Annotated in this window: 21 protein-coding genes and 1 pseudogene; 14 read left to right on the top strand and 8 right to left on the bottom strand. The window is 72.5% G+C overall.

Annotation, left to right across the window (positions count from 1 at the left end; all coding sequences use genetic code 11):
• Positions 1 to 179: 179 nt before the first annotated feature.
• Positions 180 to 626, bottom strand: coding sequence for an SRPBCC family protein (locus ACWCO3_RS13395; RefSeq protein WP_088949558.1), 447 nt, complete (start codon positions 624 to 626; stop codon positions 180 to 182).
• 187 nt (positions 627 to 813) lie between these two features.
• On the opposite strand from ACWCO3_RS13395, the gene ACWCO3_RS13390 reads away from it, so the two are divergent.
• Genes ACWCO3_RS13390 through gltX form a run of 3 tightly spaced genes read left to right on the top strand, consistent with a single transcriptional unit; the run spans position 814 to position 4,897 of the window.
• A complete protein-coding gene (locus ACWCO3_RS13390; RefSeq protein ID WP_450010105.1) occupies positions 814 to 2,163 on the top strand; it encodes a GH1 family beta-glucosidase in 1,350 nt (449 codons plus the stop codon).
• Positions 2,160 to 3,437, top strand: coding sequence for an MFS transporter (locus ACWCO3_RS13385; RefSeq protein WP_450010104.1), 1,278 nt, complete (start codon positions 2,160 to 2,162; stop codon positions 3,435 to 3,437). The genes ACWCO3_RS13390 and ACWCO3_RS13385 overlap by 4 nt, the downstream gene beginning before the upstream one ends.
• A 50-nt stretch (positions 3,438 to 3,487) precedes the next feature.
• The gene (gene gltX, locus ACWCO3_RS13380; RefSeq protein ID WP_355023405.1) at positions 3,488 to 4,897 is read left to right on the top strand and encodes a glutamate--tRNA ligase; all 1,410 of its coding nucleotides are present in this window, start codon (positions 3,488 to 3,490) and stop codon (positions 4,895 to 4,897) included.
• Between the two features lie 64 nt (positions 4,898 to 4,961).
• Here gltX and ACWCO3_RS13375 read toward each other — a convergent pair whose 3' ends face one another.
• On the bottom strand, positions 4,962 to 5,594 hold the full coding sequence (locus ACWCO3_RS13375; RefSeq protein WP_450010101.1) for a copper resistance CopC family protein: 633 nt from the start codon (positions 5,592 to 5,594) through the stop codon (positions 4,962 to 4,964).
• A 218-nt stretch (positions 5,595 to 5,812) separates the two neighbouring features.
• Between ACWCO3_RS13375 and ACWCO3_RS13370 the strand changes: the two genes are divergently transcribed.
• Positions 5,813 to 6,463, top strand: a complete 651-nt coding sequence (locus tag ACWCO3_RS13370) for a hypothetical protein (protein ID WP_450010099.1) — start codon at positions 5,813 to 5,815, stop codon at positions 6,461 to 6,463.
• Positions 6,464 to 6,497: 34 nt separating this feature from the next.
• Here ACWCO3_RS13370 and ACWCO3_RS13365 read toward each other — a convergent pair whose 3' ends face one another.
• Positions 6,498 to 6,827 carry a hypothetical protein gene (locus ACWCO3_RS13365; protein WP_450010097.1) on the bottom strand — a complete coding sequence of 110 codons (330 nt, stop codon included), beginning with the start codon at positions 6,825 to 6,827 and terminating at the stop codon, positions 6,498 to 6,500.
• Positions 6,828 to 7,036: 209 nt separating this feature from the next.
• Entirely contained in the window at positions 7,037 to 7,579 is a 543-nt protein-coding gene (gene pyrE, locus ACWCO3_RS13360; RefSeq protein WP_450010095.1) for an orotate phosphoribosyltransferase, read from the bottom strand.
• Positions 7,580 to 7,698: 119 nt separating this feature from the next.
• Between pyrE and ACWCO3_RS13355 the strand changes: the two genes are divergently transcribed.
• The 8 genes and pseudogenes from ACWCO3_RS13355 to fabF all read left to right on the top strand — a co-directional run bounded on the left by ACWCO3_RS13355 (position 7,699) and on the right by fabF (position 15,331).
• Entirely contained in the window at positions 7,699 to 8,904 is a 1,206-nt protein-coding gene (locus tag ACWCO3_RS13355) for a sensor histidine kinase (RefSeq protein ID WP_450010093.1), read from the top strand.
• Positions 8,901 to 9,584, top strand: a complete 684-nt coding sequence (locus ACWCO3_RS13350; RefSeq protein WP_450010092.1) for a response regulator — start codon at positions 8,901 to 8,903, stop codon at positions 9,582 to 9,584. Before ACWCO3_RS13355 ends, ACWCO3_RS13350 begins: the two co-directional genes overlap by 4 nt.
• 96 nt (positions 9,585 to 9,680) lie before the next feature.
• Entirely contained in the window at positions 9,681 to 10,520 is an 840-nt protein-coding gene (locus tag ACWCO3_RS13345; RefSeq protein ID WP_450010090.1) for a septum formation family protein, read from the top strand.
• Complete coding sequence (locus ACWCO3_RS13340; RefSeq protein WP_423437289.1) at positions 10,517 to 11,833, top strand: PucR family transcriptional regulator; 1,317 nt, start codon at positions 10,517 to 10,519, stop codon at positions 11,831 to 11,833. The genes ACWCO3_RS13345 and ACWCO3_RS13340 overlap by 4 nt, the downstream gene beginning before the upstream one ends.
• Before the next feature lie 78 nt (positions 11,834 to 11,911).
• Positions 11,912 to 12,829 (top strand): annotated as a pseudogene (locus ACWCO3_RS13335) (ACP S-malonyltransferase); the annotation flags it as partial.
• 5 nt (positions 12,830 to 12,834) lie between these two features.
• Complete coding sequence (locus ACWCO3_RS13330; protein WP_145779539.1) at positions 12,835 to 13,779, top strand: beta-ketoacyl-ACP synthase III; 945 nt, start codon at positions 12,835 to 12,837, stop codon at positions 13,777 to 13,779.
• Positions 13,780 to 13,862: 83 nt separating this feature from the next.
• Positions 13,863 to 14,102, top strand: a complete 240-nt coding sequence (locus ACWCO3_RS13325; RefSeq protein ID WP_030330276.1) for an acyl carrier protein — start codon at positions 13,863 to 13,865, stop codon at positions 14,100 to 14,102.
• 2 nt (positions 14,103 to 14,104) lie between these two features.
• Complete coding sequence (gene fabF / locus ACWCO3_RS13320; RefSeq protein ID WP_358166398.1) at positions 14,105 to 15,331, top strand: beta-ketoacyl-ACP synthase II; 1,227 nt, start codon at positions 14,105 to 14,107, stop codon at positions 15,329 to 15,331.
• Between the two features lie 51 nt (positions 15,332 to 15,382).
• Here the strand turns inward: fabF and ACWCO3_RS13315 are convergent, their stop codons facing one another.
• From ACWCO3_RS13315 to ACWCO3_RS13305, 3 genes are all read right to left on the bottom strand, one after another.
• The gene (locus tag ACWCO3_RS13315; protein ID WP_244311591.1) at positions 15,383 to 15,574 is read right to left on the bottom strand and encodes a hypothetical protein; all 192 of its coding nucleotides are present in this window, start codon (positions 15,572 to 15,574) and stop codon (positions 15,383 to 15,385) included.
• 99 nt (positions 15,575 to 15,673) lie between these two features.
• Positions 15,674 to 17,407 (bottom strand): glycoside hydrolase family 3 protein, encoded by a 1,734-nt coding sequence (locus ACWCO3_RS13310; protein WP_358166427.1) that lies wholly within the window; start codon positions 17,405 to 17,407, stop codon positions 15,674 to 15,676.
• Between the two features lie 96 nt (positions 17,408 to 17,503).
• Positions 17,504 to 17,995 (bottom strand): DUF3145 domain-containing protein, encoded by a 492-nt coding sequence (locus tag ACWCO3_RS13305; protein ID WP_030330284.1) that lies wholly within the window; start codon positions 17,993 to 17,995, stop codon positions 17,504 to 17,506.
• 309 nt (positions 17,996 to 18,304) lie between these two features.
• Between ACWCO3_RS13305 and ACWCO3_RS13300 the strand changes: the two genes are divergently transcribed.
• Positions 18,305 to 18,634, top strand: a complete 330-nt coding sequence (locus ACWCO3_RS13300; protein WP_030330285.1) for a hypothetical protein — start codon at positions 18,305 to 18,307, stop codon at positions 18,632 to 18,634.
• Between the two features lie 72 nt (positions 18,635 to 18,706).
• Here the strand turns inward: ACWCO3_RS13300 and ACWCO3_RS13295 are convergent, their stop codons facing one another.
• Positions 18,707 to 19,330 carry a carbonic anhydrase gene (locus ACWCO3_RS13295; RefSeq protein ID WP_145779535.1) on the bottom strand — a complete coding sequence of 208 codons (624 nt, stop codon included), beginning with the start codon at positions 19,328 to 19,330 and terminating at the stop codon, positions 18,707 to 18,709.
• Between the two features lie 169 nt (positions 19,331 to 19,499).
• On the opposite strand from ACWCO3_RS13295, the gene ACWCO3_RS13290 reads away from it, so the two are divergent.
• Positions 19,500 to 20,447: an alpha/beta fold hydrolase gene (locus tag ACWCO3_RS13290; RefSeq protein WP_450010086.1), complete on the top strand. Its 948-nt coding sequence runs from the start codon at positions 19,500 to 19,502 to the stop codon at positions 20,445 to 20,447.
• The last annotated feature ends 114 nt before the right edge of the window (positions 20,448 to 20,561 follow it).

Genomic DNA, 20,561 nt, shown 5'->3' with positions numbered 1-20,561 from the left:
CCGGCAACCCGCCGGAGAAGAAGAACGCGTCGATGCGCCCGGACCGCAACGCCGCCACCGAGTCGTCCAGCCCGAGCCGCTCCCGACGTGGGCGGGAACGGCAGCGGCGGGGGTCCGGGGTCCCTGGCGGGGATCCGGACCACCGCCGTCGCGGGTGACGCCGGGAGGATGGGCTCTCGTCAGCCGACGGCGGCCAGGTCGGTGAGCCGGGCCAGCGAGTCCTCCAGGTCGGCGCCGACCCGGCGCAGTCCGAGGCGCAGCAGGGCTGCCTTGACCGGCCCGGCCGGCCAGCGGACCACGATGAGCCGCACGACGGTCCCGCCCTCCTCCTCGTCGGTGGTGAGCTGGACGTAGATCTCGGTGCGTGCCTCCGCCCGAGCTCCCGCCCCCTTGGCCCGTTCCCGCCAGCCGATCAGCGTCGGCTCCTGGTAGGCGATCACCTCGGCCTCATGCGCCGAGCCGCGCCCCGCCTGGACCAGTTGCCGCCGTCCGAAGCCCTCCCCCGAGAGCACTTCGGCCGCGCGAACCCCCGCCAGCCAGGCCGGCAACTGCTCGGCCCGCTGGACGACATCCCAGACAACTTCAATTGGCGCCGCCACGTGCGCACTGCGTTCAACGAGGATCATTTCCGTCTTCCTCCGGTGAGGACATCCCACGATATCGGCACTCTATGCGCTAAATCGGACTTACCTGGACGGGTTTGGAAAAAGACACGCCGATCAACCATTGCGGATTGCGGCAGGCCGGCCTATGGCGCATTCATCGAGAGCGCTTTAAAGTCCCGAACACGTTTCACGTTGACCGGGAGGGCGCATGTCGACCGCACCTATGCCCCAGTTCCCCACCGGCTTCCGCTGGGGCGTCTCCACATCGGCCCACCAGATCGAGGGCGCCGCCACCGCCGACGGGCGCGGTCCGTCCATCTGGGACACGTTCGCGCACTCGCCCGGCCGGATCAGCGACGGCAGCACGGGTGCGGAGGCCTGCGACCACTACCACCGGCACACCGAGGACGTCGCGTTGCTCGCCGGGCTGGGCGTCTCCGCGTACCGGTTCTCCATCGCCTGGCCCCGGGTGCAGCCCACCGGCGCCGGCCCGGCCAACGCGCCCGGCCTGGACTTCTACGACCGGCTGGTGGACGACCTCCTGGCCGCCGGCATCGACCCGGTGGCGACCCTCTACCACTGGGATCTGCCCCAACCACTCGAAGACGTCGGCGGCTGGCTGCACCGCGACACCGCCGCCCGATTCGCCGATTACGCCGATCTGACCGCCGCCCGACTCGGCGACCGGGTCCGGCTCTGGATCACCCTGAACGAGCCGTTCATCCACATGAGCATGGGGTACGGGATGGGCGTGCACGCCCCCGGCCGGATGCTGCTCTTCGACGCCTTTCCGGTCGCCCACCACCAACTGCTCGGGCACGGACTCGCTGTCGCCGCGCTGCGGGCCCACTCCGCCAGCCCGGTGGCGATCGCCAACAACTACTCCCCGGTGCGGGTGCTCGACGACAGCGACGCCGACCGGGCCGCCGGTGCCGCGTACGAGGCGCTGCACAACCGACTCTTCACCGATCCGCTGCTCGGACGCGGCTACCCGGAGCTGCCCGGCCTCGACCCGGGCATCGTCCAGCCCGGCGACCTCGACACGATCGCCACACCGATCGACGTGCTCGGGGTCAACTACTACAACCCCACCGGTGTACGCGCTGCCGAGGAGGGCTCTCCGCTCCCGTTCGACCTGGTCCCGTTGGGCGGCTACCCGCGCACCGCCTTCGACTGGCCGGTGGCCCCCGACGGGCTGCACGAGCTGCTCGGCTGGCTGCGTGACACCTACGGCGACGCGCTGCCGCCCATCGAGATCACCGAGAGCGGGTGCGCGTACGACGACGCGCCGGACGCGGACGGGCAGGTGGTCGACCCGGAGCGGATCGCGTACCTGGACGGACACCTGCGGGCGGTACGCGCCGCCATCGACGACGGGGTCGACGTGCGCGGGTACTTCGTCTGGTCGCTGCTGGACAACTGGGAGTGGGCCGAGGGGTTCACCAAACGCTTCGGCCTCGTGCACGTCGACTACGCCACCCAGACCCGTACGCCGAAGTCGTCGTACACCTGGCTGCGGGACGTCATCGCGGCCAGCCGGCCGGGGTCGGCGCGGTGACCACCCTCGACCCGACGCCGGCGTCGCTGCCGGCGGCGCTCGCCGAGCCGACAGTGCCGGTGCGGCGCGGCTGGATCGGGCTGATCTTCGCCGCGAACCTCGGCGTCTGGATGGCGTTCTTCACGCCCATCCAAGTGCTGCTGCCCCAGCAGATCGAGCAGATCGCGCCCGGCGACAAGGAGAACATGCTGGCCGTGGTCACCGGCCTCGGCGCTCTGGCGGCGGTGCTCGCCAACCCGCTCGCGGGCGCGTTCTCCGACCGGACCTGTCTGCGCGTGGCCGGCCGCGAGTTCGGTCGGCGGCACGTCTGGACCGCGGGCGGAGCGGTGCTCGGCGCAGCGGCCCTGGTGCTGCTGGCCCAGCAGCGGACCATCCTGGGGGTCGCCCTCGGCTGGGTCGCCGCCCAGGTCTGCTTCAACGCGATGCTGGCCAGCCTCACCGCCGCCATCCCGGACCGGGTGCCGGTGGCGCAACGTGGTGGCGTCTCGGGTTGGGTGGGCATCCCGCAGGCGCTGGGGCTGGTGCTCGGGGCGGTGCTGGTCACCGCAGTGGTCACCGGCAACACCGCCGGCTACCTGGCCATCGCCGTGGCCGTCCTGCTGCTGTCGCTGCCGTTCGCGCTGTTCACCCCCGACGAGCCGCTGCCGCGTACGCATCAGCCGGCGCTGCGCGCGCGGGCGCTGCTGGCCTCGATGTGGATCGACCCGCGTCGGCACCCGGACTTCGCCTGGGCCTGGATCACCCGGTTCCTGGTCCAGCTCGGCAACGCCCTGGGCACCCTCTACCTGCTGTACTTCCTCACCGACGGGGTACGCCACCCCGACCCCGAGGGCTCGCTGCTGGTGCTGATCCTGCTCTACACGCTCGGCATGATGCTGACCGCCGTGGTCGCCGGCCGGATGTCGGACCGCTCCGGACGCCGCAAGATCTACGTGATCGCGTCCGGGCTGATCATGGCGGTGGCGGCGCTGCTGCTCGCTGTCGCGCCGGTCTGGCCGATGGCGATCGTCGCCGCGCTGCTGCTCGGGGCGGGCTACGGCGTCTACCTCTCGGTGGACGCCGCGTTGATCACGCAGGTGCTGCCCCGGGCCACCGACCGGGCCAAGGACCTGGGCGTCATCAACATCGCGAACTCGGCGCCGCAGGTGCTCGGCCCGGCGCTCTCCGCCCCGCTCGTGGTGTACCTGGGCGGCTACCCCACGCTCTACGCGGTCACCGCCGTGGTCACCCTGATCGGCAGCGTGCTGGTGGTCAAGATCCGCTCGGTGCCCTGAGTCAGGGGGCCGTGGCGGAATCCTGTCGACGGTCGCCGTAGGCTGGAGGCGTGACGGTACGTGTGCGCTTCGCCCCCTCCCCGACCGGTATGTTCCACGTCGGCGGCGCCCGCTCGGCGCTGCAGAACTGGATCTACGCCAAGCAGCAGGGCGGGGTGTTCGTACTGCGCATCGAGGACACCGACGCGGCGCGCAACAAGCCCGAGTGGACCGAGGGCATCCTCTCCGCGCTGGACTGGATCGGCATCTCCCGGGGCAGCTACGAGGGCCCGTACTTCCAGTCGGAGAACGCCGGCGAGCACCGGGCCGCCGCGGCCCGCCTCTACGAGTCGGGTCGCGCCTACTACTGCGACTGCACCCGTGAGGACGTGCAGGCGCGCACCGGCTCGCAGTACCAGGGCTACGACGGCTACCACCGCGACCGTGGCCTCGGCCCGGGCCCGGGGCACGCCCTGCGCTTCCGTACGCCCGACGAGGGCGCCACGGTGGTGGTCGACCTGATCCGCGGCGAGCCCACCTTCGAAAACAAGCTCATCGAGGACTTCGTGATCGCCCGGGGCGACGGGTCGCCGGTCTTCCTGCTGGCCAACGTCGTCGACGACATGACCATGGGGATCACCCACGTGATCCGGGCCGAGGAGCACCTGCCCAACACCCCCAAGCAGCAGCTGCTCTGGGAAGCCCTCGGGGTCAAGCCGCCGATCTGGGCGCACGTGCCGGTGGTGGTCAACGAGAAGCGGCAGAAGCTCTCCAAGCGCCGGGACAAGGTCGCCCTGGAGGCGTACCGCGACGAGGGTTACCTCGCCGGCGCGATGCGCAACTACCTGATGCTGCTCGGCTGGGCCCCCTCCGGCGACCGGGAGATCGTCCCCTGGTCGGTCATCGAGGACGAGTTCCGGCTGGACGAGGTCAACCTCTCCTCGGCGTTCTTCGACGAGAAGAAGCTGCGCGCGTTCAACGGCGAATACATCCGCGCCCTGCCGGTCGCCGAGTTCGTCGACGCCTGCCAGCCGTGGCTGACCGGCACCGGGACGATCGCGCCACCGCCGTGGCAGCCCGAGGAGTTCGACGCCGACGCGTTCGCAGCGGTCGCCCCGCTGGCCCAGACGCGGATCGCGGTGCTCAGCGAGATCGTGTCGAACGTCGACTTCCTCTTCCTCGCCTCGCCGTTGATCGACGAGGCCGCGTGGACCAAGACGATGAAGGACGGCTCCGCCGAACTGCTGGACGACGCGGTCGCGGCCTTCGAGGCGCTGGAGTCCTGGGATGCCGAGTCGCTGAAGTCGACGCTGGAGGCGGTCGGCGCCGAGCGTGGCCTCAAGCTCGGCAAGACGCAGGCACCCGTGCGGGTCGCGGTCACCGGCCGCACCGTGGGTCTGCCGCTGTTCGAGTCGCTGGAGGTGCTCGGCCGCGAGCGCACCCTGACCCGGATGCGCGCCGCCCGCCTACGCCTGGTCTGACCCCCGAACACCGACACACCCGGGCCGTCTCCGCCGTCGGCCGGCCAGGCTCGTGCCCGGCCGGTCAGCGACGTCGGGCCCGGAGCCACCGCTGCAACCCGACGACCAGCCCACCCACCAGCAGAGCCGCCGCGATCGTCCACAGCCAGCCGCGCACCTGGCTGCCCTCCTGCGCGGCCGGCACCGGGCTGCCCGCCGGGGTCGCGGTGGCGGCCGGCGTCGTGGTCGACGTCCCGCTGGCGGTCGGACCCGCGGCGGCGGTCGGGGCGGCGCCGCCAGCGGCCGACGGCGAGGCGGACGGATTGGCGGCGGTGCCGGTCGTGAGGGTGAACCGCACTTCGCCCTTCACCGGGTGCCCGTCGGAGGACGCGAGCTGGTAGCCCACGATGTAGAGACCCGCCGCCGCCGGCGTGAACGGCACCCGCACCCGACTGCCGTCGAAGACCGGTGGGCCGCCAGCGACCACATTGTCCGGCCCGGTTATTGTGATCTTCGTCGTTGCCGGTGCCGGCTTGGCGAGGAAACGCAGCTCGATCCGGGCAGGCGCCGTCGCGACTCGGGCGCCGTCACGCGGATCGCTGCCGGTCAACGAGTTGTGCGCGGCCGCCGGCGTCGGTGGCACCAGAAACGACACACCGAACGCCACGCCGAGCACCACTGGCACTACCCGCGCCGCACGTGTAACCCTGCCCCCCATGAACCCCTCCGTAAGGGTACGATCCGCCCGCTGATCAAACGGCTCCTCATTAGTCGAGCCGAGATCGCAGATAGTTCCAATTACTGTTCCACAAGCTGCAACTCATCGACGTTCCCCGGAGTCTGTAAGGGTGACGCCGACCATCCGGTCGGTGCCGGCCGGCAGACCGGTCTGGACGTCACAGCGATGCACTCCATCGAACGGGGCGAGGAGGCGGGATGGTCCGACAGATGAGGCGGTTGGCCGCCGTGCTGGCGGGCACGCTGGCGACGGCGCTGCTGTCACTCGGCACCACGGGCCCGGCCTCGGCCGCGCCGAAGCCTCCACCCGCCGGAGTGGACATCACCGGCGTGGGGCTGTCCGCGCCGCTGCAGTTGCGCACGGAAACGCAGCCCGCCCACGTGGGCGCGGTCATCGACCAGGTCAACTTCCTCGGCCGTACCGGCATGGCCAGCGGCCCGAAGCCCGCCGACCTCGGTCCGAAGTACACGGTCGTGGTGCTCGCCGGGGAGACGCCGAAGCAGACGTACGACCTGTATCCGAAGGCGGTCGGTGGCCCTCGGGTCTTCCGGCCGGCGAAGCAGCCGGACGGCCGCAAGACCAGCGCCGGCTGGTTCCTGGGTCGACTCAGCATGTCCGAGACCCTGCGCACCGCGGGCGTGCCGCTGGAGCGGCAGTTCGACACGGTCAGCGGCGGCGTGGGTGGCGGCGAGCGGGTGCTCCCGGAGGACACTCTCGACCCCGCCAAGGATCTCGACGAGGCGCTCGGCGACCTGCAACGGCTGCTGCTGCTCAACGTCGGGGTGATGCTCACCATCACCGTCGGCCTCGCCGGGATCGCCCTGCTGATCCGCCGTCGTACGCGCTGAACAGCCGCACCGGCCGGTCAGCGGCGGGCGGTGATCAGCACCAGCGGCGGGGTGGGCGTTCGCGGCGGGCGGCGCGCGGACGCGGCCGGACTGGGCCGTGCCGATGCGCCCCGGCCCAGCCGGGAAGTTCGCTGAGGCAACCAGCCGGGACGTCGACGTCGGGCTCACCGAGGGCGGTGGGCTCGCCGGAGCGCTGACGCGGAAGAGGGGTCTCGTCGTCGGCCCGACCGGCGAGCGGCTCCCCCGGGTGCGATGGTGCGCCGCCGACCGAGCGGCGGTGCTTACCGGCCGTCTGCGGGTCGTGGTGCCCCGGCCGGCAGGGCTCGCCCTGGGCGCAGCCGTGCTCGGCCTCCCCGTGCGCCATCCCCGGTCTCCTCACGTTCGTCTACCCCCGGGTGCTCCCCGACGTGCCCTGTCACCGTACTGGCCGCGACCGACGGGCCGTGCACGGCGTACCCGGCCACTCGACCGGGCGGCCCACGAAGACGACGGTGAGCGCGGGACCGCTTGCGCAGTTCACAGCTTCTTTCCGCGCCGTTCACCCGAGGGGCCGCGACCGGGGCGGCCCGCCGGTCAGTGGGTGCGACGAGCTTCCAGGTCAGCCCGGGTGAAGAGCGCCCGCAGCGTCACGCCGTGACCGGCAAGCGCCTGCGCCCCACCCTCGACCCGGTCGATGACGCAGAGCGCGTGCTCCACCCGGGCACCCAGTTCGCGTAGTTGGCCCGTCGAGATGACCACCTGACCGCCGGAGGTGACCACGTCCTCGACCACGAGTACCCGCCGGCCGACCAGCTCGGCGCCCTCGGCCAACCGGGCCGTCCCGTACGGCTTGGCGCTCTTGCGGACGAAGGCGCAGGGCAGCCCGGTGTGCCGAGCGAGCGCGGTCACCACCGGGATCCCGCCCATCTCCAACCCGGCGAGCACCTCGGTGTCCGTCGGAACGAGGGTTGCCAGCTGGGCGGCCACCCGGTCCAGCAGGCGAGGATCGGCCTCGAAGCGGTACTTGTCGAAGTACTCGTCGGCGGTCCGCCCGGAGCGGAGCACGAACGTTCCCGTCAGCCGGCAGGTGGCGTCGATCTCACGAGCCAGCGCGGCCCGAGCTTCCCCATCACTCATGATGATCATTGTTCGCTCATCGGGGCGCTTTCCGCGTACCCCTTTCGGCGCATGCCGGGGGCGGGGGCGTCCTCCCCCGGTCGGAGTCCGACCGGGTGCGGCTGTGGTGGGATCGGGGCATGCGTCTGCCACAGTGGCTCGGCTCCGGCACCCGCAGCCGGGATCTGGCGCTGGCGGGCGTGTCGCTGGCCGGCGGCCTGGTGCTGTGGACCCTCGGTTGGCAACCGCAGATCCGTCCGCACCCGGACGTGCCCGCGGTCCTGTTCCTGCCGCCGCTGCTGGCGATGTGCGTCGCCGTGGGCCTGCGCCTCGTCGCCCCGCGCGCCAGCCTCGCCGTCGGCACCGTGGCGGTGGTGGTGGACATCGCGCTCGGCGGCTCGCTGGGGACGATCCTGATCTACACCCAGGTGCTCTACGACGCCTGCGTCTACGGCCCGCCCCGGCTGTGGCGGTGGCTGCTGCGGGCGACCATCGGGCTGAGCGTGGTCGGTGCGATCGTCGGCGTGGTCCTCACCGACCAGTGGAGCGGGGTGGCCATCGGGGTGCTGGTGGTGCTCGTCGGCCTGCTGCCGGTCCTGACCGGGATCAGCGTGCGGCAGTACCGCGACCAGGCTGCCGCCGAACGGGCCCGGGCCGAGCAGACCGCCCGCCTGGTCGAGTTGGATCGGCGGCAGGCGGTCAGCGCGGAGCGGGCCCGGATGGCCCGGGAGCTGCACGACGTGGTCGCCAACCACCTCAGCGCGGTGGCCATCCACGCCACCGCCGTGTTGTCCGTGCCCGGGCTGGATCGCGACCAGGTCGAGTCGGCGTTGCGGGTGATCCGGGAGAGCAGCGTGCAGGGCCTGGCCGAGATGCGTCAGATGATCGAGGTGCTTCGCGAGCCGGGGACCGGGGGCGGGCCGCCGCCGGGGGGTGACGGCACGGCGGTGCCGGAGTTGGTCAGCGCGCGGCTCGCCGAGACGGACGAGCTGGTCGAGCGGGTCCGGGCCGCCGGCCTCGCGGTGCGGGTGCGCACCGACGGCGCGCCGGGGCCGCTGCCGGTGGGGGTGGACCTCGCCGCGTACCGGATCGTGCAGGAGTCCCTGACCAACGCGCTCAAGCACGGCACTGGTGAGGCGGACCTGACGATCGCGTACCGACCGGCGGAGGTGGTGCTGACGGTGGAGAACCCGGTGCGCCGGGACGGGGCCGGGCTACCCGGCGCCGGTGCCGGGCTGATCGGGATGCGGGAGCGGGCCACCCTGCTGGCCGGCCGGTTCAGCGCCGGACCGCACGACGGCCGCTGGCAGGTCCGAGCCGCGCTGCCCATCGGGGAGGGCCGGTGAGCAGCACGGTGGGGGCGGCGACGGTGCGGGTGGTGCTCGCGGACGACCAGCCGGCGGTACGTGCCGGCCTGGCCCTGATCCTGGACGGTTCCCCGGGCGTCGAGGTGGTCGGCGAGGCGGCCGACGGCGAGGAAGCGGTGCGGTTGTGCCGGGAGCTGCGCCCGGACGTGGCGGTGCTGGACGTCCGCATGCCTCGCCGGGACGGGATCTCCGCGACCCGGGAGATCGTCACCGACGCGCTCGCCGACGTGCTGGTGCTCACCACCTTCGACCTCGACGAGTACGTCTTCGGCGCGTTGCGGGCCGGCGCGGCCGGGTTCCTGCTGAAGGACACCGACGCCGACGGTCTGGTGGACGCGGTGCGTACGGTGGCGCGTGGCGACGGGTTCATCGCTCCCGCCGTGACGCGCCGGTTGATCACCGCTTTCGCGGCCACCGCGCCGACCGCGTCGGCCGCCACCCGGGCCGCGCTGGACACCCTCACCCCGCGTGAGCGGGACGTGCTGGCCTGCCTCGGCCTGGGTCTGTCCAACCAGCAGATCGCCGACCGGCTGGTGCTGGCGGAGAGCACCACCAAGACGCACGTGAGCCGGATCCTGGCGAAGCTGGACCTGCGGAGCCGGGTGCAGGCCGCGATCCTGGCCCAGGAGCTGGGCCTGCCCCCTCCCCCGCACCCGTGAGCCCCACGGCTGTCCACCCTGGACGATGATGATCGTCAACCCGTCGTACGCTGTTCGGCATTCACGCCGATGGCGGCCGCTCAGGACGGGGACGACGTGCGACGTTCATGGGGCTCGGCGATCCTCGTGGCGCTGACCATCGGGGCAAGCGGTTGTGACGGCGGCCCCTCCGCGAAGGCGACCTCGACCTTCGTCCCTTCGGCGGGGGTGTGCCACGCCACCGCCGGCGACGAACGCAGTCCCGAGGCGTACCTCCCGATTCCCTGCTCCTCGAAACACGAGGTGGAGACGTTCCTGGTCGGGCGGATCACCGGCGCGGAGGGTGCCGCGTCGGCGCCGCCGGCCGCCGGCACCGAGGGGATCTCCCGGCTGTACGAGGCCTGCGACGCCGATGCCGCCGTCTTCCTGGGCGGCGAGTGGCGCGAGTCACGGCTGGCGATGCGGACGCTGGTCCCGTCGGCTGAGCGCTGGAAGGCGGGTGAGCGGTGGTACCGCTGCGACCTGCTGGAGATGCACGCGGTGGACCGGTGGTTCCCCAACCCCAGGGCGAACAGCCTGCGCGGTGCCCTGACCGGCGACTCGCCGTTCCGGTACACGTGCTTCAACAATCCGACCGAGTCCGGCGACCTGCCACCCGCCTCCTGCACGGGGCCGCACGACACCGAGTTCGCCGGCATCTGGCGGGCAGGGCCGGAGGTCGAGACGTTGACCGACGACGTCAGGCACGCGGGGTGCCGGGCCACCGTCTCCCGGTACGTCGGGGTGTCGGAGACCGACGTGGAGGGCCGGTTCCAGCTGTTCTGGTTCACCCCGGAGGGCGAGCCAGAGTGGCAGGCGGGCGCCCTCAGCGTGGGGTGCCTGCTGCACAGCCCCGAAGGAGCGCTGAAGGCGTCGGTCAAGGGTGCCGGCCGGAAAGCCCTCGCCGCTACCGGCTGACCGGTGCCGACGTGGATGGCCTGCTCAGAACGTGTCAGGCTAGGGCGGTGAGCACGCCGGGCGGTGGAGAGCTGTCGGCCACGCTGCGCCGGATCGAACGTTCGGCGGGGGCGCTGGCCACCTCCAGCGTGGCCCGGATGGACGAGACCCTGCCGTGGTTCCGGGCGCTGCCGGCCGACCAGCGCTCCTGGGTGATGTTGGTGGCCCAGGCCGGCGCCCGGTCTCTGGTGCAGTGGTTGCAGGACGGCGGGGGCACGGCGGACAGCACCCAGGAGGTCTCGGACGAGGTCTTCGCCGCCGCTCCGCAGGCGCTGGCCCGCTCGATCACCCTCCAGCAGACCGTGGCGTTGATCAAGGTGACCATCGACGTGGTCGAGGAGCAGGTGTCGCACCTGGCCGCCGAGGGCGAGGAGCAGCAACTACGCGAGGCGGTGCTGCGCTTCTCCCGGGAGATCGCGTTCGCCGCCGCCCGCGTGTACGCGCGGGCCGCCGAGTCGCGTGGTGCCTGGGACGCCCGGTTGCAGGCCCTGCTGGTCGACGCGCTGCTGCGCGGTGACTCCCCGGACGTGCTGGCCAGTCGGGCCGCCGCTCTCGGCTGGGCGGACGCGCCGCCGGTGGCGGTGGCTGTCGGTCGGTCACCCGGAGGGGAGGTCTCCGCGGTGCTGCACGTGGTCTACCGGCAGGCCCGCCGGATCGGCGTGGAGGTGATCGGTGGTGTCCACGGCGACCGGCTGGTGATCGTGCTGGGTGGCGCGGCGGATCCGATGACCGCCACGGCCAAGTTGCTGAGCGCGTTCGGGGACGGCCCGGTGGTGGTCGGGCCTGCGGTGCCGAGCCTGGACGAGGCGACCGAGTCGGCACGGGCGGCGTTGTCCGGTTTCCGGGCGGCGCCGGCCTGGCCGAGCGCCCCCCGGCCGGTGCCGGCCGCCGACCTGTTGCCGGAGCGGGCTCTCGCGGGCGACGCCGAGGCCCGCCGACGGTTGCGGCACGACGTGTACGCGACGCTGGTGCGCGCCGGTGGTGAACTGTTGGCGACCCTGGACGCGTTCCTGGCCGCTGGCGGCACGCTGGAGAGCGCCGCGCGGGCCCTGTTCGTCCACCCGAACACCGTGCGGTACCGGTTGCGGCGGATCGCCGAGGTGACCGGCTTCTCGCCGTTGTCTCCCCGGGACGCGTTCGCTCTCCAGGTCGCGCTGACCGTGGGCCGGTTGGATCCGGTCGCCCCGATCACCTCACCGGTCCCGACTCAGACAATGACCCCGGCCACCCGGAAAACGGCTCAAAACGAGGATGATCCCCGCCGATCTTTGTAGGAAACCTCCAAAGGTCCTAGTGCGGTTTGGTCGGGGGCGGCACAGCGTTACCCGCGCGTATCCGGGAGAGTCATAGGCGTGCTCGCCGTACTTAGTCCCGGCCAGGGTTCTCAGAAACCCGGCTTCCTGACCCCCTGGCTCGACCTGACCGGCACGGAGGCGCGTCTGCGCGAGTGGTCGGCGCTGGCCGGGGTCGACCTGATGCATCTGGGCACCGACGCCGACGCCGACGAGATCAAGGACACCGCCCGCACCCAGCCGCTGCTGGTCGCCGCGGCGCTGCTCGCCGGCGAACACCTGCCGTTGGACGACGTCGCGCTCACCGCCGGTCACAGCGTCGGCGAGCTGGGTGCCGCCGTCCTGGCCGGCGTGCTGTCGGCCGAGGCCGCGATCAGCCTCGCCGGGGTTCGTGGCCGGGAGATGGCGGCCGCGTGCGCGCTGGAGCCGACCGGCATGGCCGCGGTGCTCGGCGGCGACCCCGACGAGGTGCTCGCCGCGATCGAGGCCAACGGGCTGTACCCGGGCAACCGCAACGGCGCCGGGCAGATCGTCGCCGCCGGTTCGCTGGACGGGCTCGACAAACTCGCCGCCGAGCCGCCCGCGCGGGCGCGGATCATCCGACTCAAGGTGGCCGGAGCGTTCCACACCCCGTACATGGCCCCGGCCGAGGCCGCGCTCGCCGCGGTCGCCGCCGAGATCACCCCCGCCGACCCGGCCCGCCTCCTGCTGTCGAACCTCGACGGCACGGCGGTCGACAACGGTGCCGAGATGGTGCAGCGCCTCGTGCGTCAGGTCACCGCGCCGGTGCGGTGGGATCTGTGCATGCGTACGCTGGCCGACCTCGGGGTCACCGGCGTGATCGAGTTGCCACCGGCCGGCACTCTCGCCGGGTTGGTGAAGCGGGACCTCAAGGGCGACGGCGCCCCGGAGATCGTCACCCTGAACACCCCGGACGACCTGCCGGCCGCACGGGACCTGATCGCCCGCATCGGAGGTCGCTCATGACTGGCAGTCGCATCGTCTCGATGGGGCACTACCAACCCTCCCGGGTGGTGACCAACGACGACATCGCGCAGCTCGTCGACACCAACGACGAGTGGATCCGGGACCGGGTGGGCATCGTCAGCCGGCGGATCGCCGACAGTGAGACGGTGGCCGACATGGCCGCCGCCGCCGCCGGTAAGGCGCTGGCCAACTCGGGCCTGACCGCCGCCGACATCGACCTGGTCGTGGTGGCCACCTGCACCTCCATCGACCGCAGCCCCAACGTGGCCTGCCGGGTCGCCGCCAAGCTGGGCATCACCGCTCCGGGCGCGTTCGACGTCAACACCGCCTGCTCCGGCTTCGCGTACGCGCTGGGCACCGTCGACCACGCCATCCGGGCCGGCGCGTCCCGCAACGCGATCGTCATCGGCGCGGAGAAGTTGTCCGACTTCACCGACTGGACCGACCGCTCCACCTGCATCATCTTCGCCGACGGTGCCGGCGCCGCCGTGGTCTCCGCCACCGCCGACGACGAGCCGGCCGGGATCGGGCCGGTGGTCTGGGGTTCGGTGCCGGAGAAGAGCGACGCGGTCCGCATCGAGGGCTGGCGCCCGTACGTCCAGCAGGAGGGGCAGGCGGTGTTCCGCTGGGCCACCACCGCTATCGCGCCACTCGCCCTGCAGGCCTGCGAGCGGGCCGGGGTCGACCCGTCGGAGCTGGCCGCGTTCGTGCCGCACCAGGCCAACGCCCGGATCATCGACGGCATCGCCAAGCGACTCAACATCCCCAACGCGATCATCGCGAAGGACATCGTCGAGTCCGGCAACACCTCCGCGGCGAGCGTGCCGCTGGCCCTGTCCAAGCTGGTCGAGCGCCGGGAGGTGCCCTCGGGCGCGCCGGTGCTGCTGTTCGGTTTCGGCGGTGGCCTGACCTACGCCGGTCAGGTCGTCCGCTGCCCCTGATGCCCCCTCGGGCGCGTACGCGTCCAGGAGTGGCGGTCGGCGACGCCGTCCGCCGGAAACCCCGATGAAAGGAACCAACCGCAATGACCCGTGACGAGATCACCACCGGCCTCGCCGAGATCCTCGAAGAGGTTGCCGGGGTGAACCCGGACGACGTGGCCGAGGGGAAGTCCTTCACCGACGACCTCGACGTCGACTCGCTCTCCATGGTTGAGGTCGTGGTCGCCGCCGAGGAGAAGTTCGGCGTCAAGATCCCGGACAACGAGGTGCAGAACCTCAAGACCGTCGGTGACGCCGTCAGCTACATCGCGGCGCAGTCCTGATCATGAGTCGTCCTGACGTCGTCGTCACCGGGCTCGGCGCGACGACCCCGCTTGGCGGGGACGTCGCGTCGACCTGGGACGCCATGCTCGCCGGCCGCTCCGGGGTGAGTGCCCTCACCCAGGAGTGGGCCGCGCAACTGCCGGTCCGGATCGCCGCCCAGTTGGCCGTGGAGCCCTCCGAGGTGCTGGACCGGGTCCGACTGCGCCGACTGGACCGCTCCGAGGCGATCGCGATCATCGCGGCGCAGCAGGCCTGGGCGGACGCCGGCCTCGCCGGCTCCGACCTCGACGGGGAGCGGCTGGCCGTCAGCGTCGGCTCCGGTATCGGTGGCGCCACCACCCTGCTCGCCCAGGACGACATCCTGGAGGCTTCCGGGCCACGGCGGGTCTCCCCGCACACCATCCCGATGCTGATGCCGAACGGTCCGGCCGCCTGGGTCGGTCTGGAGCTGGGCGCGAAGGCCGGTGTGCACTCGGTGGCCAGCGCCTGCGCCACCGGTGCCGAGGCGATCGCCCTCGGCCTGGACATCATCCGCTCCGGCCGGGCCGACGTGGTGGTGGCCGGTGGCACCGAGGCGGTCATCCACCCGCTGCCGATCGCCGGCTTCAGCTCGATGCGGGCCATGTCGACCCGGAATGACGAGCCGGAGCGTGCCTCCCGCCCGTGGGACCGGGGCCGCGACGGCTTCGTCCTCGGCGAGGGCGCCGGCATCGTGGTGCTGGAGCGCGCCGAGCACGCGGCTGCCCGGGGCGCCCGGGTGTACGCGCGCCTCGCCGGCGCCGGTATCACCTCCGACGCGTACGACATCGTGCAGCCGCACGCCGAGGGCGAGGGCGCCATCCGGGCCATCGCCAAGGCGATCGCGGACGCGGACGTGGCGAAGCGGGACATCGTGCACGTCAACGCGCACGCCACCTCGACCCCGGTCGGGGACATGCTGGAGATCAGCGGGCTGCACAAGGCGCTCGGTGACCACCCGGTGCTGTCCGCGACGAAGTCGATGACCGGTCACCTGCTCGGTGCGGCCGGCGCGCTGGAGTCGATCGCCACCATCCTGGCGATCCGCGACAGTGTCGTCCCCCCGACGATCAACCTCGACGACCCGGAGCCAGGCCTCACCCTGGACGTCGCCGCGCACAAGGCCCGCCACATGGAGATCCCGGCCGCGTTGAACAACGCGTTCGGCTTCGGCGGCCACAACGTGGCGTTGGTCTTCGCCCGGCCCTGAGCCTGCCGTAGAACGGGCCATCTCCGATCGGAGGTGGCCCGTTCTGCTCGTTCAGCCCCGGTTGCGGGGGTGCTGCTTCGCGGTGCGCTCGTTGCCGTGGCGGTAGTTGCCGGTCCAGCGGGCCATCACCAACTGTGGGTCGTCGTCGACCTCGGCGAGGAACTCCGCCGCCCGACCGCCGCGCAGCGTGCCGGCCACCCGCCCGTGATGGGTGATGACCACAGTGCCGTCGGCCCGTCGCACGTGCCGAAATCCTTCTGCCGCTCCCATCCCTGGAGACTGTCAGTCCCCCCCGAGCCGGGGCGAGCCGTTTTCGCCGCCGGTGGCGGCGCGAAGGACCGATCAGGTGCCGCAGGTGGTGGCGGGCAGGCCCTGCACGGCCACCGGGGACCTGCCGCTCGGCTTGGCCTTGCCGGCCAGCACGGCGGCCAACGCGGTCATCGACGCCCGGCTGGACGAGTAGGTGGCCAGCAGCGTCGGCGACTTCGCGCCGGCCAGCACGTACGGGGTGTCCATGGCGACAGTGACCGCCGCGTCGGGCCGCAGGTCCTTCGCGCCGTCGCCGTATCCGACCAGGTGCACGACAGTGCCGCCACTCGGCTTCACCTGCGCCCCGGCGGCCGTCAGCGCGGCGGTGAGCGCGGCCCGGGTGCCGTCCCGACCGCCGGAGGAGGTGACGGTGATCGGCCCGGCCACCGCCTTGCCGCAGGTGCCCCGCAGCACGGTGACGGCGGCGGCAGCCAGCGCGTCGGCCGCCGCGCGGTGCTCCGGGGAGTTGAGCGTGGACATCTGCGCGGCCGGGGTCTCCGCGAGACGGAACTTCATGGTCAGCACCCGGGTGACCGCCTCGACCAGCCGGGTCCGGGGCAGTGAGCCGCCGCGCAGCGCGGCGAGCAGCCCGTCGTACGCCTGACCGACGTTCGGGGTCATCAGGATGAGGTCGTTACCGGCGTTCAACGCGCGGACCGCCGCCTCGCCGGGCGCCCAGCGCTTCGCGGGCGGCATGTTCATGCCGTCGGTGATCACCACGCCCTTGAAACCGAGCTGGCCGCGCAGGACGTCGGTGAGCAGCTTGTGCGAGAACGTCGCCGGGGTCCCCGGGTCGATCGCCCGCGCGTCCAGGTGGCCGGACATCACCGCCATCGCCCCAGCGTCCATGCCCGCGGTGAACGGCGGCCAGGCGCCGTTCTGCAACGCCTCGGCGGACTGGGTGAGCACCGGAAGATCCTGGTGCGAGTCGTCGGCGCTGTGGCCGTGCCCGGGGAAGTGCTTCAGGGTGGCCGCGACCCCGACCGCCTGCAGGCCACGGACGGCGCCGCCGACCTGCGCGGCGGCCTGCTTCGGATCGGAGCCGTACGACCGGGATCCGATCACGGTGCTGCGGGTGGCCAGCACGTCGGCCACCGGGGCGAAGTCGACGTTGATTCCCATCGCCGCCAGCTCGGCGCCGGCGGCCCGCCAGGCGGCCTCGGTCAGCTTCGGGTCGCCGGCCGCGCCCGCCGCGAGCGCGCTGGGCAGCAGTGTGACCCCGTCGGTCACGCGGGTGACGACGCCGTACTCCTGGTCGGTGCCGATCAGCAGGGGCGCGGGACCGGCGGCGAGTCGACCGGCGGCGGCGCGCAGCCCGGTGGTGAGGTCGTGCACCTGCTTCGGGTTGTCGACGTTCGTGGTCTCCTGGTTGCCCTTGGTCGGGTCGTCGGCGCTGAAGCCGACCAGGATCAGGCCACCAAGCCGGTACTTGCTGATCATGTCGGCGGGGGTGTCGACTCCGGCGAGGGCCTGGTTGCCGGCGGCCGAGCCGGCCGAGACCTTCGTCGCCGAGTCGCCGTAGGCGTACGGCATCAGCACCTGGCCGACCAGGTCTTCGTCGGACAGCGTCGCGACCAGCGCGGCGGCGCGGGCGGCGGGGTCGCTGGCCGGTGGCGCGGCGGAGGTGCTCGGCGCCGCCGAGGTGCCGGACGGGCTCGGCGTCGGGGCCGGGCGTTCGGCGGCATTCGAGCAGCCGGAGACGAGCAGAACGGTCAGGGCGGCGGCTGCGACGGTGGCGCGCCACGGGCGATTCGACACGCGGCCTATCCCATCAGTTCCCCCTTATCGGGGCAACTTGACCTTTCCGCCCGCAGGGCCCACCGACGACGTGCGTGCAGGTTGCCCGACCCGCACGCGGACGAGTCAGCCGACCCGGGTGAGCAAGGTCACCGGCGCGCCGTCGCCGGCGTAGCGGTAGGGCTCCAGGTCAGCGTCCCACGCAGTGCCCAGCGCCTTGTCCAGCGCGTGCGCCAGCGCCTCCGGAGCCCGGGATGCCGCCATCAGCGTCCGTAGCCGGTCCTCGCCGAGCTGGATGTCGCCGGCCACGCCGACGGTGGCTCGGAACAGACCACGGGCCGGCACGTACATGAAGCGTTCACCGTCGGCACCGGGACTCGGCTCCTCGGTGACCTCGAAACGGATCATGGGCCACTGCCGTAGGGCAGCAGCCAGCTCGGCGCCCGTCCCCGGACGACCGGTCCACCCGCACTCTGCCCGGCGTGCGCCGGGGTCGACGGGCTGAGCCGTCCACTGCAGGTTGACCGGCGCGGCTAGGACGCGCGCGATCGCCCACTCGACGTGCGAGCACACGGCGAGCGGGGTCGAGTGGACGTATACGACGCCACGCGTTGGCACGGTGACCTCCCGGAGAGCGAGGTGCGTCTTCCCCTACGACCTCGACCACCCAGGTGGCTCGTGCAACACATGATGACTCCTGTGACGCGTGGTGCGCCAGGGAATCGGAAAAAACGCCGGGTGGAATAGCCGGACGGGTGGCTGCCGTTGCCTCTCAGGACACCGCGACGACCAGCATGATGTCGTGGTCCTGTACAGTTCCACCGGCGGCTTATGCCGCGTTACACCTACGCGAGCCGAGTCCACGTTCGGCCCGCACACAGCCCCCGGACGTCCAGTCCTCCCGTACGTCTTGCAAGGAGTACCTCCGTGGCGAGCAACACCTCTAAGACCGCGCGCGCGTCAGTCCGGGCCGGCCAGGCTGGCCAGGGTGGCGCCCTCAGCGTGCTGGGCGAGTTCAAGTACCTCATCCCGCTCAACGGCGGCAAGCACGCCTACGTGCGGAACCTGACCAACGGCAAGACCGCGCACCTGCGCACCGACTCGGACGCCTTCGTCGAGGAGATCCGCGTGCTGGCCGCCGCCGGCCACGCCGCCAAGATCCGGGCGGAGATCAACAACCTGGCTGCCACCCACCCGGGTGACGGCTGGGAGGCCACCGAGAAGCGCCTCGTCGCGGCCGGTGTCTTCGAGGGCTGAGCCCTCCCCCACCGCATCATCTGAAACCGCCCGTCGGGAGTTCCCGGCGGGCGGTTTCGCGTCCGGGGGCGGTCAGCCCGGGTCGAGGAGGGCGACCTCGCCGGTGGCCAGGTCGTAGAGGCCGCCGGTCACCGCCACCCGCCCGGCGGCCACCGGCCCGGCCAGCAGGTCGTCGTCGCGCAACGTGCGCACCGTCCGCCCGACGTGCCGGCGAATCGCCAGCGGGTGCACCGCCGGGTCGTCGAACCCGATCCCGGTCACCGCCGGGGCGATCTCGTCCACCAGGTACGCCAGCGACCCCCCGGGACGCTCCCCGGTGCGCAGCGCGTCCACCGCGGCACCCACAGCGCCGCACCGCTCGTGGCCCAGAACCATCACCAGTGGTACGCCGAGCTGCCCGACCACGTACTCGATGGAGCCGCACACCGCCCGGTCGAGCACGTGCCCGCCGGTACGGATCACACAGATCGCCCCGAACGTCTGGTCGAAGATCGCCTCCAGCGGCACCCTCGAGTCGATGCAGCCGAGCACCACCGCGTACGGCTGCTGGTCGCCGGAGGCGGCGGCGGCGGCCGTGACGTCGTGCCCGTGGATCGGCTGGCCGCTGACGAACCGCCGGTTCCCGGCGAGCAGGTCGGCAAGCGCGGCGCGGGGCGTACCGCCGGCCTGCCGTCCCTGCCCCGGCGTCCCACCCATGGGCACTCCCGAGGACCCCATGCCGTTCAGCTTGGTCTTCCGCCGACGACCACGGGCGAGGTCGGGAATGTTCGCCCCGGCGCGATTGGCGTGGTCTCATGGCGGGTAGCCGGTGTTACCGCCGGGTATCCCGGTGCTTGTGGTGCTGGGCGGCCCTGGGGAGGTGGCGATGCCGGAGCGGTTCGAGGTGACCATGCCGGACGGCGTACGGCTCAACGTCGAGGTGACGGGGCCGGCGGACGCCCAGGTGACAGCCATCCTGCTGCACGGCTGGACGCTGGATGGGCGCGCCTGGCACCGGCAGGTGGAGGCGCTCACCACGGCGTCGGTCGGCCGGGCGGTGCGGGTGGTCACCTACGACGCGCGGGGGCACGGCCACTCCAGCTGCATGGCGCTGCCCACTGCCACAGTGGCCCAGCTCGGCGACGACCTGGCCACGGTGATCGACACGGTGGCGCCGACCGGGCCGGTCGTCCTGGTCGGGCACTCGATGGGCGGCATGACGATCATGGAGTACGCCCACCGCCACCCCGCGCACTTCGCCGCCCGTACCGCCGGGCTGGTCTTCGTCTCGACCACCGCGGAGGGGCACACGCACACCGTCTACGGCCTCTCGCCGCGGATCGCCCGGCTGATCCGGCTGGCCGAGACGACAGGTGCCGGGGTGTTGGCCCGATGCGGTTCATGGCGGGCGCCCCGGGCTCTGCTGAACGCGTTGCGACCGAGCATCCGCTGGATGCTCTTCGGCGACCGCTGCGACCCGTCCGATCTCCGCCTGGTGACCTCGGCGGTGGCTCGCGCCTCGCTGCGCTCGATCGGCGGGTTCCGCGCCTCCATCGGCGCCCAGCACCGCCTGGACACCCTCGCCGCGCTGGCCCACCTGCCGGCCGCCGCTCTGGTCGGCGACCGGGACCGGCTGACCCCACCGCCGTGCGCCGAGTCGATCGCGGCGGCCCTGCCGGCCACCGAGCTGACCATCTGCCCTGGTGCCGGACACATGCTGATGATGGAGCGCCCGGACGAGGTCAACGCCGCGCTCAGCGGTGTCCTGCGTCGGGTGCTCGCCGAACCGCCGCCCCGCAGCCTCGACGCGACCCCCGCCGGGACCGGCGTCTGACCACGTTCCCGCACCTCGGGCGCGGCGGCCTCGACGTGCGCGTCCACGTCCGGGCCGCAGGAGATGCCCTCGGCGACGTCCTCCTCCCGGACGAACTGGGTGGCGGCGGCGAAC

Source organism: Micromonospora sp. NPDC002411, from assembly GCF_053592955.1.
Note: the sequence above shows the minus strand (reverse complement) of the source record. Positions and strands in the feature narration are given on the sequence as shown.

What these genes read in the sequence shown, in the direction of transcription:
- ACWCO3_RS13395 (WP_088949558.1), bottom strand. Translation starts at nt 626, where the DNA reads ATGATCCTCGTTGAACGCAGTGCGCACGTGGCGGCGCCAATTGAAGTT.
- ACWCO3_RS13390 (WP_450010105.1), top strand. Translation starts at nt 814, where the DNA reads ATGTCGACCGCACCTATGCCCCAGTTCCCCACCGGCTTCCGCTGGGGC.
- ACWCO3_RS13375 (WP_450010101.1), bottom strand. Translation starts at nt 5,594, where the DNA reads ATGGGGGGCAGGGTTACACGTGCGGCGCGGGTAGTGCCAGTGGTGCTC.
- ACWCO3_RS13370 (WP_450010099.1), top strand. Translation starts at nt 5,813, where the DNA reads ATGGTCCGACAGATGAGGCGGTTGGCCGCCGTGCTGGCGGGCACGCTG.
- ACWCO3_RS13365 (WP_450010097.1), bottom strand. Translation starts at nt 6,827, where the DNA reads ATGGCGCACGGGGAGGCCGAGCACGGCTGCGCCCAGGGCGAGCCCTGC.
- pyrE (WP_450010095.1), bottom strand. Translation starts at nt 7,579, where the DNA reads ATGAGTGATGGGGAAGCTCGGGCCGCGCTGGCTCGTGAGATCGACGCC.
- ACWCO3_RS13355 (WP_450010093.1), top strand. Translation starts at nt 7,699, where the DNA reads ATGCGTCTGCCACAGTGGCTCGGCTCCGGCACCCGCAGCCGGGATCTG.
- ACWCO3_RS13330 (WP_145779539.1), top strand. Translation starts at nt 12,835, where the DNA reads ATGACTGGCAGTCGCATCGTCTCGATGGGGCACTACCAACCCTCCCGG.
- ACWCO3_RS13325 (WP_030330276.1), top strand. Translation starts at nt 13,863, where the DNA reads ATGACCCGTGACGAGATCACCACCGGCCTCGCCGAGATCCTCGAAGAG.
- fabF (WP_358166398.1), top strand. Translation starts at nt 14,105, where the DNA reads ATGAGTCGTCCTGACGTCGTCGTCACCGGGCTCGGCGCGACGACCCCG.
- ACWCO3_RS13295 (WP_145779535.1), bottom strand. Translation starts at nt 19,330, where the DNA reads ATGGGTGGGACGCCGGGGCAGGGACGGCAGGCCGGCGGTACGCCCCGC.
- ACWCO3_RS13290 (WP_450010086.1), top strand. Translation starts at nt 19,500, where the DNA reads ATGCCGGAGCGGTTCGAGGTGACCATGCCGGACGGCGTACGGCTCAAC.